Raw genomic sequence first — 16,741 nt, forward strand, 5'->3', positions numbered from 1 at the left:
AAAAAGCGCCGCAAGCGGCGCTTTATCCTTCAAGCAGGCTGTCGCAAATACCCCACCAGCCTCATCAACATCGCATCGCACCCTTGCAACTGCTCCAGGCTGACAAACTCATCCGGCTTGTGCCCCTGGTCCATGCTGCCCGGCCCGCAGACCACCGTGGGGATCCCCGCCTGGTCGAACAGTCCGCCTTCGGTGCCGAAAGCCACGGTGCCGAATTCACTGGATCCGCTGAGCAGCGCCAACACCCGCGCCGCTTCACTGTCAGCCGGTGTCGCCAACCCCGGATAAGCACTCAACGGCTGCAACCGCACCGCCGTTTCCGCCTGCACGGCGCGCATCTTCGGCAGCAATTCGGCCTCGGCGTAGGCACCCAGTTCGTCCGCGACGGTCTGCGCATCGAAGCCCGGCAAGGCCCGGACTTCGAAGTCGAATTCACACTCCGCCGGCACGATATTCAACGCCCTGCCGCCTTTGATCACCCCGGTCTGCACCGTGGAGAACGGCGGATCGAAACGCGCGTCATGCTGTTCAGGACGCGCCAGTCGCTCGCCGATCTCGCCGAGTTTGCCGATCAGCCGCGCCGCGTATTCGATAGCGTTCACGCCATAGGGCGCATAAGCCGAATGACAGGCCGCGCCGTGCACCTGGCAACGCATCGCCAGCTTGCCCTTGTGGCCGAGTACCGGCTTGAGTTCGGTGGGCTCGCCAATCAGGCACATGACTGGCTTGTGCGGACGCTGTTCCAGAGCCGCGAGCATGGAGCGCACGCCGAGGCAGCCAACTTCTTCGTCATAGGAAAACGCCAGGTGCACGGGAATCTGCAACGGCTCGGCGAGAAACGCCGGCACCGCCGCCAGCACCGAGGCGATAAAGCCCTTCATGTCGGCGGCGCCACGGCCATACAGGCGGCCTTCGCGCTCGGTCATGGCGAACGGGTCCACCGTCCAGGCCTGGCCGTCCACCGGCACCACGTCGGTATGCCCGGACAGCACGATGCCACCCCGGTCCCGCGGACCCAGGGTGGCGAACAGGTTGGCCTTTGTGCCTTCGGCGTTATGGAACAGTTCGCTGTCCACGCCATGCCCGGCCAGGTAATCGCGAATGAACGCGATCAATTCGAGGTTGGACTCGCGGCTGACCGTGGCGAAACCGATCAGCCGGCCCAACAGCTCGCGGCTGCTGGTGTCACTCATCGCCCGGCACTCCGTAGCTGGGCGCGGCGGTGGGATCAAGGGCGCGGGTGACGTAATCCTGCATCTGTGGCCGGTAGGCCTGCCAGAGTGCATCGAGCTGGCCGATCGGGTCTTCGTCGGCCCAATCGACCCGCAGGTCCACCAGCGGCCAGGTCAGTTCGCCTGCCACTTTCAGTGCCGCCGAATGCACCGGCCCGGCCTCGCCGCCCGCCGCCATCGCCGCGTGCATGGCCGCCAGCAGGCGGTCGGCGAGCAGGCCGTGGCTGTTTTCGAAGGCGGCCACCATGGCCTCGATTACCTCGCGGCTGGTCAGCAGGTTGCCCGCCGCCGCGCACTGCTCGCCGGCCACGGCGTTGTGCACGCCAAGGGCTTCCTGGCCGGTGAACAGCGCCACCTGGCCATTGCTGTCGATCACCGTGACCTGGCGATATTCGCTCCAGCCGTTGGTCCCCAACACCCGCTCCAGGGCAATGCCCGGCGCGAGTTGCTGGCCCTCCAGCAGGTCGAGAATCTGTGGGCCGAGCGCCGGCAGGGTGATGTTCTGCGTCGACACCGCGCCCACGCCCGCGCGTACCCACGGGCAACGCGCGCCGACGGCGATGCTGGAAGAACTGATGGCGATGCCGAGCTGCCCGGATTCCGCGCAGCGCCCGATGATGGAAAAGGTCATGTGTGCTCCTTGAGGGCCGCCCGCGCGGCCGCTGATTACGGCTGTTGGGGCAGATGGTGCGGGACGTCCGGCAACAGGAAAACGATTAAAAATATGCTCCGGGCATAGGAAAAACCTGCCTAGCCCGCCGCAAGGCCCGTAGCGCCGGGCCTTCGCTTTTTTGTCGGCAATCCCTCGCTAATTACTATTTTCGCGAAAAACCGCCCGTCCCTAGTCTGGCCCCAGGCAACGGCGGTTCGACGACCGCCCTGGACAACAACGTCTCGAAGACAGGGCTTGAAAATGACTTTGAACAACCTCGAAATCGATACCCTCGTGGTCGGCGCCGGCCAGGCCGGCGTGGCCATGAGCGAACACCTGAGCAAGCTCGGCGTGCCGCACCTGGTGCTGGAGCGCAACCGCATCGCCGAAGCCTGGCGCAGCGGTCGCTGGGACTCGCTGGTGGCCAACGGTCCGGTCTGGCACGACCGCTTCCCGGGCCTTGAATTCGACCTCGACCCGGACGCCTTCGCCGGCAAGGATCAAGTCGCCGATTACTTCGAAGCCTATGTGCGCAAGTTCGACCTGCCGATTCGCACCGGGGTGGAGGTGAAATCCGTGGTGCGCAATGCCGACCGTCCGGGCTTCACCATCGACACCAGCGAAGGCGTGATCCGCGCCAACCGCGTGGTCGCCGCCACCGGCCCGTTCCAGCGGCCGGTGATCCCGCCGATCGCGCCGAAAGACGCCGGCCTGCACCAGATCCACTCCGCCGCCTACTACAACCCAGAGCAGTTGCCCGAAGGCGCCGTGCTGGTGGTGGGCGCCGGCTCATCCGGCGTGCAGATCGCCGACGAGCTGATGCGCGCCGGGCGCAAGGTCTACCTCTCCGTCGGCGCCCACGACCGGCCGCCGCGCAGCTACCGCAACCGTGATTTCTGCTGGTGGCTGGGCGTGCTGGGCGAGTGGGACGCGGAGATCGCCAAACCCGGCCGCGAGCACGTGACCATCGCCGTCAGCGGCGCCCGCGGCGGCCACACCGTGGACTTCCGCGCCCTCGCCCACCAGGGCATGAACCTCGTCGGCCTGACCCGCTCGTTCGACAACGGCGTGGTGCGCTTCGAAGACAACCTGGCCGACAACATCCGCCGTGGCGACGAAAACTACCTGGCCCTGCTCGATGCCGCCGACGCCTACGTCGAGCGCAACGGCCTGGACCTGCCCCTGGAGCCGGAAGCCCGCCGCCGCCTGGCCGACCCGGCGTGCGTGACATCGCCGACTCTCGAACTGGACCTGGCCGCCGCCGGCGTCACCTCGATCATCTGGGCCACCGGCTACGCCGTGGATTTCAACTGGCTGAAAGTCGATGCCTTCGACGCCAACGGCAAACCGAAGCACCAGCGCGGCGTGTCCGCCGAGCCGGGCGTGTACTTCGTCGGCCTGCCGTGGCTGTCGCGTCGCGGTTCGTCGTTCATCTGGGGCGTGTGGCACGACGCCAAGCATGTCGCCGGACACATCGCCACTCAACGTACCTACCAGGCCTACCGCGACCGCGACCAGCGCCAGAGCACTGAAACCACCGAATCCTCCGCTGCCAAAGCCGACCTCATGGGAGTCAACTGATGCCTACTCACACCCGCGTTCGCATGTTCAACACCAAGGAAACCTACCCCAACCAGACTCTGGACAATGACCTGTGCCAGGCCGTGCGGGCCGGCAACACCGTCTATGTTCGCGGCCAAGTCGGCACCGACTTCGAAGGCCGCCTGGTGGGCCTTGGCGACCCGCGCGCGCAAGCCGAACAGGCGATGAAAAACGTCAAGCAACTGCTCGAAGAAGCGGGCTCGGACATGTCGCATATCGTCAAGACCACCACCTACATCACCGACCCGCGCTTCCGCGAACCGGTCTACCGGGAAGTGGGCAAATGGCTGAAAGGCGTGTTCCCGATTTCCACCGGGCTGGTGGTGGCGGGGTTGGCGCAGGCGGAGTGGCTGATGGAGATTGATGTGATCGCGGTAATTCCGGAGTAACCATTTATTGGGGGCTGCTTTGTGATCCATCGCGAGCAAGCTCGCTCCTACAGTGCGTGCTGTGAACTGTAGGAGCGAGCTTGCTCGCGATGAACCGCAAAGCAGCCATCAGCTCAACCGCGCCAACTCTTCCCGACAGAAATCCACAAACAACTGCGCCGGCCGGGTCAACTGCACCCGCTTCAGCTTGGCGGTCACCAGCCCGGACATTTCCACCGGTTCGGCAATGTCCACCGCCACCACTTTCTGCCCGTCATAGGTGCATTCGGAACTCGGCCGGGTCACCAGCAGCGAGAAGCCGAAGCCCTGCCCCACCATGCCGCGCACCATCTCGATCGATGGCGAGCTGAAGACGATATTCGGCGTCAGCTCAAGGTCGTTGAACAGACTGACGAAGTAGGTCCGGCTCGGCGCCACGTCCAGCAGGATCATCGGCTCCGGGCACAGGTCACGCAGCGAGACCTGGGTCTGGCCGGCGAAACGGTGCTTCTGCGGCAGCAGCACATAGGGTTTCTGCGGCGGCATCAACGGCTCGGTTTCGATGGTGTTGTCGAGGTAGTGATCGTAGAGAAACGCCAGATCGAAAGCGCCCGAGGTCAGGCCCTGGATCAGTTCCTGCTGCTCGCCGTCGCGCATGCGGATATCCACGCCGGGATAGCGCTGGCGAAAACCTGCGATCAGCCGCGGCAGGTACAGCGGCGCGACGGTCTCGAACACACCGATATCGATTTGACCGGCCACGGTGTCGTTGTCGGCCAGGGCGTTCTGCTCGAACTCGCGGGCCATCTGCAAGAGCAATTTGGTCTTGCTGTAGAAGCGCTTGCCGCTGGGGGTCAGGGACACGCCCTGGGCGTGATGGCGGATGAACAGTTGCACGCCGAAACTCTCTTCCAGGCTCTTGATCGCCGTGGAAATCGAAGGCTGCGCAATGTAGAGCTGGCGCGAGGCCTCGGCAACGCTACCGGCCTCGACCGTGGTGACGAAGTACTTGAGTTGTCGCAGGGTGTAGGAAGCCACGTGAACCTCTCCTGGCCGGCTGCCGGCTCCGTCCCGCAGCGGTGTGGTCGATGAAGCTGTCACCTTACCGTAGACGCCGGATGACAGCTTGGCCGCCAGGAGAGGTTTTTCCTGTGCTTGGAAGATATTTTTCCTTGGGTCGTTGAGGGACTGGCTGACAGTTTTTAGCGCTCTATCTGAAAAACACTAAAGATCACAAACCCTCACCCCGACTCAAATCACCACTTTCGCCACCTGCTCCTGCAACTGCCGCGATACCCGCTTCAACCCTTCACACGCCTCCCCCGTCTGCCGCAGGGTGTGCGTGCCCGTGGACGCGGCATCGTGAATCCGCGTGATGCTGCGGTTGATTTCGTCCGCCGTGGCCGCCTGTTCCTCGGACGCGCTGGCAATCTGGAAGGCCATCTGGCTGACCGTCGCCGCCGACACGGTTATCCGTTCCAGCGCCTGCCCGGCGCGGGCCGAGGCTTGTACCGGGTGCTGCGCGGCGGCGACGTTGGTGCCGATCTGGCCCGCCGCTTCGCTGGCGCCGGCCTGAACCCGGGTGATGATCTGCTGGATTTCCAGGGTCGATTTCTGGGTGCGCATGGCCAGGCTGCGCACTTCGTCGGCGACCACGGCAAAGCCACGCCCGTGCTCGCCCGCGCGGGCGGCTTCGATGGCGGCGTTGAGCGCCAGCAGGTTGGTCTGTTCGGCAATGGCCGAGATGACTTCCAGTACCTGGCCGACGCTGCCGGAATCGGCGGCAAGCTGGTCCACCACTCGGCGGCTGTCGTTCAGGCCGTCCGCCAGCACGCCAATCGCGCTGACGGTTTCGTCCACCGTGCCACGCCCCTCGCTGGCATGGCGCTCGGCTTCTTCGGTGGCGCGGGCAGCGACGCTGGCGTTCTGCGCCACTTCCTGCACGGTGCAGACCATCTGGGTCATGGCGGCGACCACGCTGTCGGTTTCCTGCTGCTGGGCGGCCATGTTGTCCTGGGCGGTGCGGGTGATGCGGCCGAGGTCATCAGTGGCCTTGGCGATCGCCTGGCTGGCATCGACCACGCTGGCGGTGACGTCATGGGCCGCCAGCACCAGGCTGTTGAAGCTGCGCGACACCTGGCTCAGTTCGTCGTCGCCATCCACCGGCAGGCGCAGGGTCAGGTCGGTGTGACCTTGGGTTGCACGGGCCAGTGCATCGACGGTGTCGTTCAACGGCCGGGTGATGCTGCGGATCAGCAGCCAGGCGAACAACCCGATGGCCAGCAAGGCAAGCCCGACGATAAAGGCCGGCACGCGCAGCACCTGGTTGACTTCGTCACGCACGTCCTGCGGATGGATGCCGCTGGCCAGCACCCAGCCCCAGGGCTTGAACAGCAGCACTTCCGACACCTTGAACTCGGCCTGGGCGCCATTGGCCCGCGGGAACCAGTACTCCACCGTGCCACGGCCGAGGGTGCGCGCCTTGTCGATCATCTCGCGGGAAAACAGCTTGCCGTTGACGTCCTTGAAGTCCGCCAGTTGCTTGCCCACCAGCGCCGGCGCGGTGGGGTGCATGAGCATGCGGTGGTCGAGGTCGAGGACCAGCAGGTAGTTATCGCCGAGGTAGCGGATGGTGCTCACCGCCTGCAACGCCTGGCGCTGTGCTTCTTCCGCGCTCAGATGGCCTTCGCTGGCCTGGCGCTGGTAGTGACCGAGGATATTCGAGGCGGTGTTCAGCGCGGTGCCGACCCCGGCCATTTTTTCCGTCAGCAAGGTGCGCTGCAGGGTCAGCCCCAGCCAGCCGCTCAGGCACAAGACAAAAAGGGAAATGCACGCAACCAACAGGGTGACACGCGTACTGATGCGGAGTTTTCTCAACCCGGACATGGGATGCCTCGTTCTTGTAAGAGTGATGGCAGGGGTATGGCCTGCGGCGGCAAACATACACCAATGCATTCACAAGAAACGAGGAAAATAGAAAAGGATTAGCTAATTTGCGCAGCAGTAAATCGATTTACATTCATAACAGTATTCATTTACCAGCAATCAACCGCTGGCTTTGTCCTTGTCGTCCCGGCGCGGCCAGACCAGCCGCAGGTGCGGCTCGGGAGGTTGCAGGCGCTGGCGGTTCTCGCTGAGCACGCGCAACCGCGCCTCCAGCCGCTCGGCTTCCGCCGCCAGTTGCTCCAGCGCCTCCAGCAGGGGCTTGGCGGACTCGGCATCCACCGGCTCGGGCCGCTGGGCGACGCATTTCATCAGGTCGTGATAACGACGCATCAACGCTTTGAACAGGATCACTCTTACCTCCGGCACTACGCGTGGAGGCCCTTGGGCCGTGGACAAGCCTTCAATCGTGTTTCCAGCCGCGCGGCCTTGCGCGCCAGCTCCTGGCTGGCAGCACTGGCCTGGCGCGAACGCCAGGCCGAGGTCTGCGCGAGTTGTTCGATACTTGCCAGGGCACCCTCAAGTTCATCAGTCGCTCGACCCTGGGCCTCGCAGTCGCGAGCAATCAGCGTGCCGCACTGGCTGATGCTGCTCGCCGCGTCGCTGATCCCGGCCAGGGCGAGGTTGGCGCTATAGGCCTGGTCGCGGCTTTCCCGGGCCAGCGCCCGGACGTCCCGCACCATCATCGCGCCCTCGGCTTCGGCGGCGGTCGCCGACTTGTCCATCGAGCGAAACGCCATCAGCGTCGCGCTGAGCCCGGCCTGCCCCTCGCGCGCCAGGCGCAGCGACTGGCGCGATTCGTTGCCCACCCGTTGTGCATTGCCGGCGAGTTCGCGGCCCTGCGCCTTGATCCGGGCGAAGGCCGTTCCGGTGCATTGCAGCTTGAGCTGCTGTTGTTGCAAAGCGATGTCGCAACTGTCGGTGAGGACGTTGAGCCGGGCGGCCAACTGCGCCAACAGCAGCGCGTCGTGCCGCAGGACGGACAGGGTCTGACGCAGTGTTTCCACTTCGCGCCGCCCCGCGCTGAGGCGCCGGGCCTGCCAGCCGGCCAGCACCAGCAGCGCCAGCGACAACAGGCACAGGCCGGCGGTCTTGCCGAGCACAATGGCCTGCGGCGTACTCAGCGCCACGACGGACAGGGCAAGCGGGAGGGCAAAGCGTGGAATGGAGATGGGAACCTCGGCGGGGGGCGCAAACGTGTGCGGGCCATTGTCCGTACTTTCGCGACAGGCTTTAACCCCGCGCTGGCCGAGGGATAAAGGAAAGGGCTGCGTGGATAAAGGAAACTAGCTGCGCCCCTGTTCCCGATAGCGTCCCGGCCCCATACCGAACCACCGTTCACAGGCCTTGTTGAACGCGCTCTGATGGCGGAAACCCACTTGGTAGGCGATCTGTTTGAAACTCAGGGTGCTGCTGCGCAGCAAGTTGTGGCTATCGCGCAGGCGCACTTCATCGAGCAGGCGCAAAAAGCCGTGGCCTTCGTTTTCCAGCCCGCGACTGAGCTGGTGCTGGCTCAGCCCGAGGCTCTCGGCCACCCCCGCCAAGGTCACCGGCCGGCCTTGAGCGAAGTGTTCGCTGATCGCTCGCCTGACTCGCAGGCTGACAGTGTCGCTGTCCAGTTGCCGTTGCCATTGCGCCAAGTACTGGCTGTGCACCGCGTGCAGCGCCGGGTCGTGGGTGGCCACCGCGAGCTGGACATCGGCGTGGCTGAACAGCAGCGCGTTCTGCGCCGCGCCATAGTGAATTTCAGCGCCATACAAATCCTCGACGGCGCGGGTGTCGGCCGGTCGCGGGTAGCTCAGTTCCGCGCGCAACGGCCGAATCACCCGCCCCGGCACCAGCCAGCACAACAACCCGAGAGTGATGGCCGAGATGGCATCGATGAACACCCGCGACAGCGGCTGCTGCTCGGGGCCGGTCATTACTCCCACCAGGCGCAGGCCCTCGACCCGCTCCTCGACGAACAGGCAAAAGCCGCTGCCAACCAAATGGTGAAACTCGGCAATGGCGGTCAATACGCTGCCAATCGTCGGGCTGGACATCAACGCATAGCCTAACGGCCCGAGGTTCGCCGGATGGGCGTGGTGAAAGGCGCGCAGGCCGATGTCCGGGTCGCCGCTGAGAACACTGGCCTGCTCGAACAACGCGGTGAGCGACGCCAATGAAATGAACGCCGGATCGGACGCCGCCAACAGTGGCTCGCCCAGGCGTCGGCAAAGCGCGGCGACGGCAGGATCGGACTCGCCGAGCGCGGCAATGATCGCGCTGGCGAAGGTCCGCGAAAGGGTGTGCATGAAAGGGCCCCGGGAAAAGAGTTGGTCTACCAGATGAAGGTCGGTCATCCGACACCAAAGGGGCTCATTTTACCCAGCTAACCGCTGCCTATTGGAAGACCGTAAATGGAGTAAGGCTTTTCCTGATGGGGTTTCAGCCTGATAGGTAAATGCCATCAATCGATTCCAAAGTGAAATGAGTTGTCATACAATTGTTGGTAATGATTCTCAGTATCTAATCTTAATAATTCTTAACTGAACGATGAGTCAGCAGGCTGATAGAACAAGCGCGAATCTCCAGTGAAGGAGCGGTGAATGCGGGTATTAGTAGTAGAGGACGACCCTTCGGTCAGCCATTGGCTCGGTTGCAAGCTGCATGCGTGCGGGCATAACTGCCGACTGATCGACAACGGCGAATGTGCCTTGCAGATGATCGGCAGCGAGGTCTTCGATGTGGTGATTCTCGACCGGATCCTGCCAAAGATGGACGGCATCGAAGTGCTGCAACGGCTGCACGGCCAGAATCGCCCGCCGATCCTGATCCTGTCGGCCAACGACCAGAGCAGCGACCGGGTCGAGGGGCTGCGTGCCGGCGCCGACGACTACCTGGGCAAACCTTTCGACTTCAACGAGTTGCTGCTGCGCCTTGAGCTGCTGGCGCGGCGTCACCAACGCCAGGTGCCGAGCGAGATTCTGCAGATCCAGGACCTGCGCATCGACCTGGCCAGCCGCCGCGTCCAACGCGGCGAGAAAGCCATCGACCTCACCGACAAGGAGTTCAAGCTGCTCCAGGTGCTCGCCGAACACGCGGGGCAAGTGGTCACCCGCGGCATGCTGCTGGAGCGGATCTGGGGTTACAACTTCGACCCGCAGACCAACCTCATCGACGTGCACCTGTCCAAGCTGCGCACCAAGCTGGAAAAGGGTTTCGAGCATCCACTGATCAAGACGGTAAGGGCGATCGGCTATGTCCTGGGCTAGCCTGCGCCCACTTCTCGCCACCAGCAGCCTGCGCCAAGCCACCACCATCGCCTTTATCTGCCTGTTGTTCTCGCTGATCTCCATCGTGCTGAGCAACCAGTTGCTGGAAGTAGTGATGCGCAGCCATGTGCGCGACATGATCCTCAACGAGGTGCGCAGCGGGCAGTTGCAGGGACGTTTCCAGGACGCCGCGCAGTTGGCCTGGTCGCTGCAGCACCGGCAGTCGCTGGAGGTGCGCAAAGAGCACCAGGCGGTGGTCATCGACCGCGATGGCCGGCTGCTGCTGGGCAACCCCGATTACCTGCCCGACACCCGCCGCCCGGCCACCGACAAGCCGCGCTGGCACCACATGACCCTCACCAACAGCAACGGCTACACCGCGGAAATCCTCGGCCTGTCGATCCCGCTGCCAGACGGCGGCCAGTACTTCAGCGCCTTCGACCTGCGACCGATGCTCGAACGCACGCGGATCATCCCGCTGGCCACCGGCGCCGGCTTGCTGCTGTTGCTGCTGTCGATCCTGATCACCGCCCTGCCCTTCGGCCTGCACAACCTCTACCGCATCAACCGCATTCGCGATGCGCTGGTGCGCTACGCCAACGGCGACTACACCGCCCGCGCGCCGACCACCCAGCAAGGCGACGAATTCGATCAGTTGGGCGTCGAGATCAACCACGGCCTGCTGCGGATCAACAAGCTGATGGACGAGGTCAAGCACATCACCAGCCATATCGCCCATGAGCTGCGCACGCCGCTGACCCGCCTGCAGAGTCGCCTGCTCACCGCCAGTGAAATGCTCGAAGGCCCGGCCCGCGACGAGCTGCTCTGCGCGGTGCAGGACAGCGAACGGATCCAGAACCTGTTCCGGGCGGTGATGCGGATTGCCGAGGTGGAAACCGGGCGCATGACCTGCCATTTCCAGACCATCGATGTGCATGAACTGCTGCACGACGTCACCGATTACTACCAACCCCTGGCCGAGCAGCGCGGGTGTCCGCTGCGCCTGGACGTGGCCCGTGACTGTCAGCTCTACGGTGACCGTGCGCTGTTGTTCCAGGCCCTCGCCAACCTGATCGACAACGCCCTCAAGTACGCGCCGCCGGGGCTGCCGATCACCCTGCGCGCGCAGTCACGCAACGGCCATGGCGAACTGCAGGTGCGCGACCACGGCGCCGGCATCGCCGCCGCCCAGAGCGAGCGGGCGATGGAACGGTTCCAGCGCCTCGGCGAAAGCAGCGAAACCCCCGGCCATGGCCTTGGCCTGACCCTGGTGCGGGCGATCGCCGAGCTGCACGGCGGCGAGCTGCACCTGGGCGACAACCGTCCCGGTCTGATCGCCACCCTGTGTGTGCGCCGTCAGCGCCCGGGCCCGGCGGGCGAGGTTCGTTAAGCATTCTTAATGGTTGTCGCCTTGCTCGCCAATTGAGAATAAATCTTAATATCGCCACGCCCCGCCGGGGGCCTTTCCTCCCCCCAAACCTGTTCCCGGAGACTTGCCATGACCCCACGCATCCGCGCCTTCCTCAACGACGAAAGCGGTGTGACCGCCATCGAGTACGGCATCCTCGCCGCCGCCATGGCCGCGGCCATCGGCATCATCTTTGGCGAGGACGGGGTGTTCATCAAAGCGCTCAAGGACCGCTTCGCCGCCATCGGCAACCAGATCAACGGCGACAAGGGTGGCGCCGCGCAATAAGCCGGCCAGCCAGTCCAGATGAACAGCACTTTCGCCCTTGTCGTCCTGCTCCCCGCGCTGTGCTGGGTGATCTGCTCGGACCTGCTCTACCGCCGCATCCACAACCTGCTGGTGGTGCTGTTGCTGCTGGTCTGGTGCGCCTTGCCGCTGTTCGCCCTGCTCGGCCTCGGGCCCTGGGGCGCACTCGCCGGCCCGGCTCTACTGAACGAGACCGGCAGCGCGCTGTTTGGCGCGGCGCTGGTACTGGCGGTGGGTTTCATGCTGTTCAACCTGGGCCAGGTCGGCGCCGGCGACGTCAAGCTGATGACCGTGCTGTGCCTGTGGAGTGGCGGCAACCAGATGGCGTTCCTGATCGTCACGGCCCTGGCCGGCGGCATCCTCGCCCTGGCAATGCCGCTGCTGACGCCGCTGGAACAGGTCGTCGCGCTGCTCTGGCAACGCCTCGGCGCACGCTTTCCGGGCCTGGCCATCGCCACGCCCACGGTGCTCACCAGCGACCGCCCGCAAGGCCTGCCCTACGGCCTGGCCATCGCGACCGGCAGCTTCTACACCCTGCTGTTTCCCATTCACTCCTGACGACCGGTTGAACCATGAAAACCCCTTCCGTCCTCCTGCTGGCAGGCGCTTTGACCCTGGCTGGCGGCGCCGCCCTGCTGGCCCGCGTCCTGCTCGCTCCGCCCGCCGCGCCCGTCGCGGCCAAGGCGCCCGCCGAAGCAGCCCCCGTCTCCGTGAGCAAACTGGCGGTGCTGGTCGCTACCCGTGAACTCAAGCCCGGCCAGTTCATCGACAGCAGCCTGCTGCGCTGGCAGGAAACCGACGCCGAACTGCCGGCCGAACAGGTTTACCTGCGGGGCCAGGACGACCTCGCCCTGGTGGTCGGCGCCACCGTGCGGCGCACCGTCGCCGAGGGCCAGCCGGTGTTCGTCAATGCCCTGGTGCGTCCCGGCGAACCGGGCTTCCTGGCCACCGCGCTGACCCCCGGCATGCGCGCCCTGACCCTGCCCACCTCGGCGGTCGCCGCCGGCCAGGGCCTGATCGCCCCGGGTGATCGCGTCGACATCATCCTGGCGCTGAACAAGGACGCCCTCGAAGGCCGCGACGCCGCTGGCGCGCCCGTCTTCCCGCCGCCCTACGCGGCCCAGACCTTGCTGCGCAACGTCCGAGTGCTGGCGCTGAACCGCAGCGCCCGTGACCTGACCCAGCGCAACGACCGCGCCAAGACCCCAGCCACGCCAGGCAAGAAAGACGAAAACCCGTACTTCGACAGCGTCACCGTCGAAGTCACGCCGCGCCAGGCCGAGCGCCTGTCCCTGAGCAAGGAGATCGGCGTGTTGCAACTGGCCTTGCGCAGCAACCGCGAAGAGAGCGACGGCCTGCCCCGCAGCGGCAACCGCGAGGTCACCCGCCTGGCCCAGACCACCGACCTCTACCCGGCCAAGGCCGCGGCCCCGGTCATGCTCTATCGCGGCGGCACCACCGAGATCGTGCCGCCCAGCCACTGAGGCTCCCGACCCTCCCGACCGTGCCCGCGCCGCGGGCATTGACTGGCCTTTCCGGAATTCCTGACGATGAAGTTCGCCCCTGCCTGCTCCCCCCTGTCGCTGTCCTGCGCGCTGGGCCTCGGTTTGTTCTGCGCCCTGCCGTTGCGCGCCGAGGTCGTGGTCCTCGACCCGCCCCTGGAACTGCCGCCGCAATATGAAGAAGTGGCCCAGCCGGTGGACACCGAAGCCTACGCCAGCGAGGCCGAATACCCCGTCGCGCCGGCCCCCAAAGCCGCCGCGCCACGCCTGCCGGCAACCCTGACCGAAGTCCGCGAAACCCGCGACCTGCACCTGCTGCTGAAACAGGGCCGGTTGCTGCAACTGCCCAAGGCGGCGAGCAAAGTGCTGGTGGCCGATCCGAAGATCGCCAGCTACCAGGTGCCGACTCCCGGCAGCGTCTTCGTCTTCGCCGAAAGCGCCGGCGCCACCACGCTTTACGCCCTTGATGCGCAGGACCAGGTGATCGCCGCCATCCGGGTGGTCGCCGACTACGACCTGGAGGCCCTGAGCAAACAGATCAGCGCCGAAGTGCCGGGGGCCAAGGTCGAATTCGGCCCGTCCTCGGCCAAGGGCCTGGTGGTGCGCGGCAATGTCCGCACGCCGCAGCAGGCGCGTCAGGTGATCAGCGCGGTCGAGGCCTACCTCGGCTCGCCGAGCAGCAGCCCCAACGGTGGCGGCGCCGCCGGCAGCGACGGGCCGCGGGTAATCAACCAGCTCAAGGTGGAGCTGTCGGCCCAGGTCAACCTCAGCGTACGCATCGTTGAAGTCTCGCGCAGCCTCAGCTCCGAGCTGGGCCTGAACTGGGAAGCGACCCTCAAGGACGGCAACTATTTCTTCCGCAACGCCCGCAGCCTGTTCGACGCCACCACCGGCGCGTTCACCGGCGGCACCGCCACCAACGCGGTGGCCGGCGGCTTCCACCGCTATGGCTCGACCACCGTTTCCGGGCTGCTCACCGCGCTGTCCCAGGACGGCCTGGCGACGGTGCTGGCCGAACCCAACCTGACCGCCATGTCCGGCGAAACCGCAGGCTTCGCCGCCGGTGGCGAGGTGCCGATCGTCATCACCACCAACAACAACATCACCATCGAGTACAAGCAGTACGGCGTGATCATGCGCATGACCCCGACCCTGCTCTCGCCCAACCGCATCAGCCTGCACGTGGCCCCGGAAGTCAGCGACCTGTCCGACGAAGGCGCGGTGGAGCTGCAAGGCAACGTGATTCCCGCGTTCAAGGTGCGCCGCGCCGACACCACGGTGGAACTCGCCAGCGGCCAAAGCTTCGCCCTCGCCGGCATGCTGCGCAGCAACAGCGCCCAGCAGGTCAGCGGCGTCCCCGGCCTGAGCAGCGTCCCGGGCCTTGGCCGCCTGTTCGAGACCCATACCTCCAGCCAGGCCGACACGGAACTGGTGATCATCGCCACCGCCTACGTCGTCGAGCCCACCAACCCGGGTGACCTGCAAACCCCGGGCCGCGGCCTGCGCACCCTGGACTCGCAACTGCCCGCCCAGGCATCCGCCGGCTACCTGTACTAAGTTTCGGAGCACTTCGCATGCACGCCGCCAAACCCCTGTTCGTCGCCCTGTCCCTCGCGCTGTTGCTGGGCGCCTGCGACCGCAGCGTCAACGACCAACGTATTGCCCTCTACGCCCCGCAAAGCCCGCAAGCGCCGATCCGCGCCGTGCCGTCGGCGATGGTCGCGCACCTCACCGCCAGCGCGGGCGGCGGCATGAGCCGCGAATCGCTGGCCGACCTCAACACCCTGCTCGCCCGCCAAGGCCGCATCAGCCAGCAGACCCTGACCCTGCGCCCGTCCACCCCGGCCGGCGAACAGGTCGCCAAACGCCTCGGCGAGGTGCTGACCCAGCTCGGCGCCCGCCAGGTGATCGTCGCGCCGACCCAGTTGGACAAGGCCCAGGGCGCCGACCTGCAAGTGGTGTCCGAAGCACTGGTGGCGCAGATCCCCGATTGCACCATCAGCGACCCGGACCGTTCGGCAGTCAAGCCGTACCGCGCCGTCGGCGACCTGGGCTGCGCCAACCGCGCCAACATCGCGCGCATGGTCGCCGACCCGCGCGACCTCAACCGCGCGCAAAGCCTCGAGGGCGCCGACGGCGTCGCCGCGGTGAACGCGGTCGAGCGTTACCAGCGCCACGAGACCGTGGAACTGCTGGACATCAACTTCAACAAGGACTGACCGGGAGCGAGCCATGAACGACACCACGCGAGTCACCCCGCCCGGCAACGACGTGCCACCGGTGCTGCTGTACGCCGCCAGTGCCGCCGACGCCGAACTGTTCGGCCAGTACCTGCAACGCCTCGGCCTGCCGGCGCAACTGGCCCGCGCCGGCGGTTTCGCCGCGGCGCTGGCCGGCTGCCGCGAGCAGGCGGCGCCCGAAGTGCTGGTGGTCGATCTCGACGGCCAGGCCTCGCCGCTGCAAGCGGTGGCCGAGTTGGCCCAAGTCTGTCCGCCGGACTGCCGCTTGATCGCCCTGGGCAGCACCCACGACCTGAACCTCTACCGCGCGCTGCTGCACAGCGGCGTGCAGGATTACCTGTGCAAACCGGTGCCCCTCGACCAGTTCGCCAACACCCTGCGCCGCGCCCGCGATCCGCATGACAGCCTGCGCCCCGGCAGCCGCACCGGGCGCACCATCGCCATTACCGGCGTCAGCGGTGGCCGCGGCACCAGCACGGTGGTCGCCGGCCTCGGCCAGTTGCTCGCCAGCCAGCGTCACAGCAGCAGCGCGGTGGTGGATTTCGACCGCGGTCACGGCGACCAGGCGCTGCTGCTCGGGCATGACGGCGACGCCGGCCTGGCCGCCGCGCTGAGCACCGCACAGATCGACTCGCGCTTCCTCGAACGGGCCCTGGCACGGATCGACGAACGCCTCTACCTGCTCGGCCAGCAGCCCGACCTGCGCGCCGCCGACAGTTTCAGCGGCGAACACCTGCTGAACCTCGGCGCCAGCCTCTGCCAACTGTTCAACCAGGTGATCTGGGACTTGCCCAGCGGCCGCTGCCACGGCGCCCTGGAAGTGCTGGAGCATGCCGACACGCGCATCCTGCTCTGCGACTTCAGCGTGCAGGACGCACGCAACTGCCTGCGTCTGCTGCGGGAGATCGGCGACGAGAGCAACGGCCAGCGCCTGCTGCTGGTGGGCAACCCGGTGCGGCCGGGCCACCTGGACCTGGTGGAGCGTCAGCAGTTCGAGGATTTCGTCGGGCACAAGGTCGATCTGGTGCTGCCCCACGCCGGCAGCGTGATCGCCGACAGCCTGCTCGCCGGCCCGCTGCAGACCGCGCGCGCCCCGGCCTTGCAACAGGCCCTGCTGGACCTCGCCGACCTGGCCTGCGGACGCACGCCGAGCAGCGCCCCGGCCGTCAGCGGCAATCTGATCCTGCGTCTGCGCCAGGCCCTGGGCCGCGGCCGCCGCGCCGCCTGAAGCGAG

17 protein-coding genes and 1 pseudogene are annotated in these 16,741 nt (G+C 66.2%); 10 read left to right on the plus strand and 8 right to left on the minus strand.

What is annotated here, in order from left to right; translation table 11 throughout:
* Positions 1-29 precede the first annotated feature (29 nt).
* Together argE and NTD82_RS02965 are read right to left on the minus strand one after the other, a co-directional pair.
* The gene (gene argE, locus NTD82_RS02960) at positions 30-1,193 is read right to left on the minus strand and encodes an acetylornithine deacetylase (protein WP_262127674.1); all 1,164 of its coding nucleotides are present in this window, start codon (positions 1,191-1,193) and stop codon (positions 30-32) included.
* Positions 1,186-1,863 carry a DUF1028 domain-containing protein gene (locus tag NTD82_RS02965; protein WP_110970183.1) on the minus strand — a complete coding sequence of 226 codons (678 nt, stop codon included), beginning with the start codon at positions 1,861-1,863 and terminating at the stop codon, positions 1,186-1,188. Before NTD82_RS02965 ends, argE begins: the two co-directional genes overlap by 8 nt.
* Before the next feature lie 282 nt (positions 1,864-2,145).
* On the opposite strand from NTD82_RS02965, the gene NTD82_RS02970 reads away from it, so the two are divergent.
* Entirely contained in the window at positions 2,146-3,465 is a 1,320-nt protein-coding gene (locus NTD82_RS02970) for a flavin-containing monooxygenase (protein ID WP_262127675.1), read from the plus strand.
* Entirely contained in the window at positions 3,465-3,875 is a 411-nt protein-coding gene (locus NTD82_RS02975) for a RidA family protein (protein WP_262127676.1), read from the plus strand. The genes NTD82_RS02970 and NTD82_RS02975 overlap by 1 nt, the downstream gene beginning before the upstream one ends.
* A 108-nt stretch (positions 3,876-3,983) precedes the next feature.
* Here NTD82_RS02975 and NTD82_RS02980 read toward each other — a convergent pair whose 3' ends face one another.
* The 6 genes and pseudogenes from NTD82_RS02980 to NTD82_RS03000 all read right to left on the minus strand — a co-directional run bounded on the left by NTD82_RS02980 (position 3,984) and on the right by NTD82_RS03000 (position 9,091).
* Entirely contained in the window at positions 3,984-4,892 is a 909-nt protein-coding gene (locus tag NTD82_RS02980) for a LysR family transcriptional regulator (protein ID WP_262127677.1), read from the minus strand.
* Between the two features lie 213 nt (positions 4,893-5,105).
* Positions 5,106-5,861 (minus strand): methyl-accepting chemotaxis protein, encoded by a 756-nt coding sequence (locus NTD82_RS29205; protein WP_410017020.1) that lies wholly within the window; start codon positions 5,859-5,861, stop codon positions 5,106-5,108.
* Between the two features lie 114 nt (positions 5,862-5,975).
* Positions 5,976-6,809, minus strand: a pseudogene (locus NTD82_RS29210) (cache domain-containing protein); the annotation flags it as partial.
* A gap of 90 nt (positions 6,810-6,899) precedes the next feature.
* Entirely contained in the window at positions 6,900-7,151 is a 252-nt protein-coding gene (locus NTD82_RS02990) for a hypothetical protein (protein ID WP_262127679.1), read from the minus strand.
* A 14-nt stretch (positions 7,152-7,165) separates the two neighbouring features.
* On the minus strand, positions 7,166-7,927 hold the full coding sequence (locus NTD82_RS02995; protein ID WP_262127680.1) for a hypothetical protein: 762 nt from the start codon (positions 7,925-7,927) through the stop codon (positions 7,166-7,168).
* Between the two features lie 156 nt (positions 7,928-8,083).
* Entirely contained in the window at positions 8,084-9,091 is a 1,008-nt protein-coding gene (locus NTD82_RS03000) for an AraC family transcriptional regulator (protein ID WP_262127681.1), read from the minus strand.
* Positions 9,092-9,385: 294 nt separating this feature from the next.
* On the opposite strand from NTD82_RS03000, the gene NTD82_RS03005 reads away from it, so the two are divergent.
* The 8 genes from NTD82_RS03005 to NTD82_RS03040 all read left to right on the plus strand — a co-directional run bounded on the left by NTD82_RS03005 (position 9,386) and on the right by NTD82_RS03040 (position 16,735).
* The gene (locus NTD82_RS03005; RefSeq protein WP_095158857.1) at positions 9,386-10,051 is read left to right on the plus strand and encodes a response regulator transcription factor; all 666 of its coding nucleotides are present in this window, start codon (positions 9,386-9,388) and stop codon (positions 10,049-10,051) included.
* Positions 10,038-11,441, plus strand: coding sequence for a sensor histidine kinase (locus tag NTD82_RS03010; protein WP_095158856.1), 1,404 nt, complete (start codon positions 10,038-10,040; stop codon positions 11,439-11,441). Before NTD82_RS03005 ends, NTD82_RS03010 begins: the two co-directional genes overlap by 14 nt.
* Before the next feature lie 108 nt (positions 11,442-11,549).
* Positions 11,550-11,747, plus strand: coding sequence for a Flp family type IVb pilin (locus NTD82_RS03015; RefSeq protein WP_095158855.1), 198 nt, complete (start codon positions 11,550-11,552; stop codon positions 11,745-11,747).
* A gap of 18 nt (positions 11,748-11,765) precedes the next feature.
* Positions 11,766-12,323 carry a prepilin peptidase gene (locus NTD82_RS03020; protein ID WP_262127682.1) on the plus strand — a complete coding sequence of 186 codons (558 nt, stop codon included), beginning with the start codon at positions 11,766-11,768 and terminating at the stop codon, positions 12,321-12,323.
* Between the two features lie 14 nt (positions 12,324-12,337).
* The gene (gene cpaB, locus NTD82_RS03025; RefSeq protein WP_262127683.1) at positions 12,338-13,249 is read left to right on the plus strand and encodes a Flp pilus assembly protein CpaB; all 912 of its coding nucleotides are present in this window, start codon (positions 12,338-12,340) and stop codon (positions 13,247-13,249) included.
* 66 nt (positions 13,250-13,315) lie between these two features.
* The gene (locus NTD82_RS03030) at positions 13,316-14,824 is read left to right on the plus strand and encodes a type II and III secretion system protein family protein (RefSeq protein WP_262127684.1); all 1,509 of its coding nucleotides are present in this window, start codon (positions 13,316-13,318) and stop codon (positions 14,822-14,824) included.
* A 17-nt stretch (positions 14,825-14,841) separates the two neighbouring features.
* Positions 14,842-15,486, plus strand: coding sequence for a CpaD family pilus assembly lipoprotein (locus NTD82_RS03035; RefSeq protein ID WP_095158851.1), 645 nt, complete (start codon positions 14,842-14,844; stop codon positions 15,484-15,486).
* 13 nt (positions 15,487-15,499) lie between these two features.
* Positions 15,500-16,735, plus strand: coding sequence for a CpaE family protein (locus NTD82_RS03040; protein WP_262127685.1), 1,236 nt, complete (start codon positions 15,500-15,502; stop codon positions 16,733-16,735).
* The last annotated feature ends 6 nt before the right edge of the window (positions 16,736-16,741 follow it).

Source organism: Pseudomonas sp. 5P_5.1_Bac1 (assembly GCF_025466015.1).
GTDB lineage: Bacteria > Pseudomonadota > Gammaproteobacteria > Pseudomonadales > Pseudomonadaceae > Aquipseudomonas.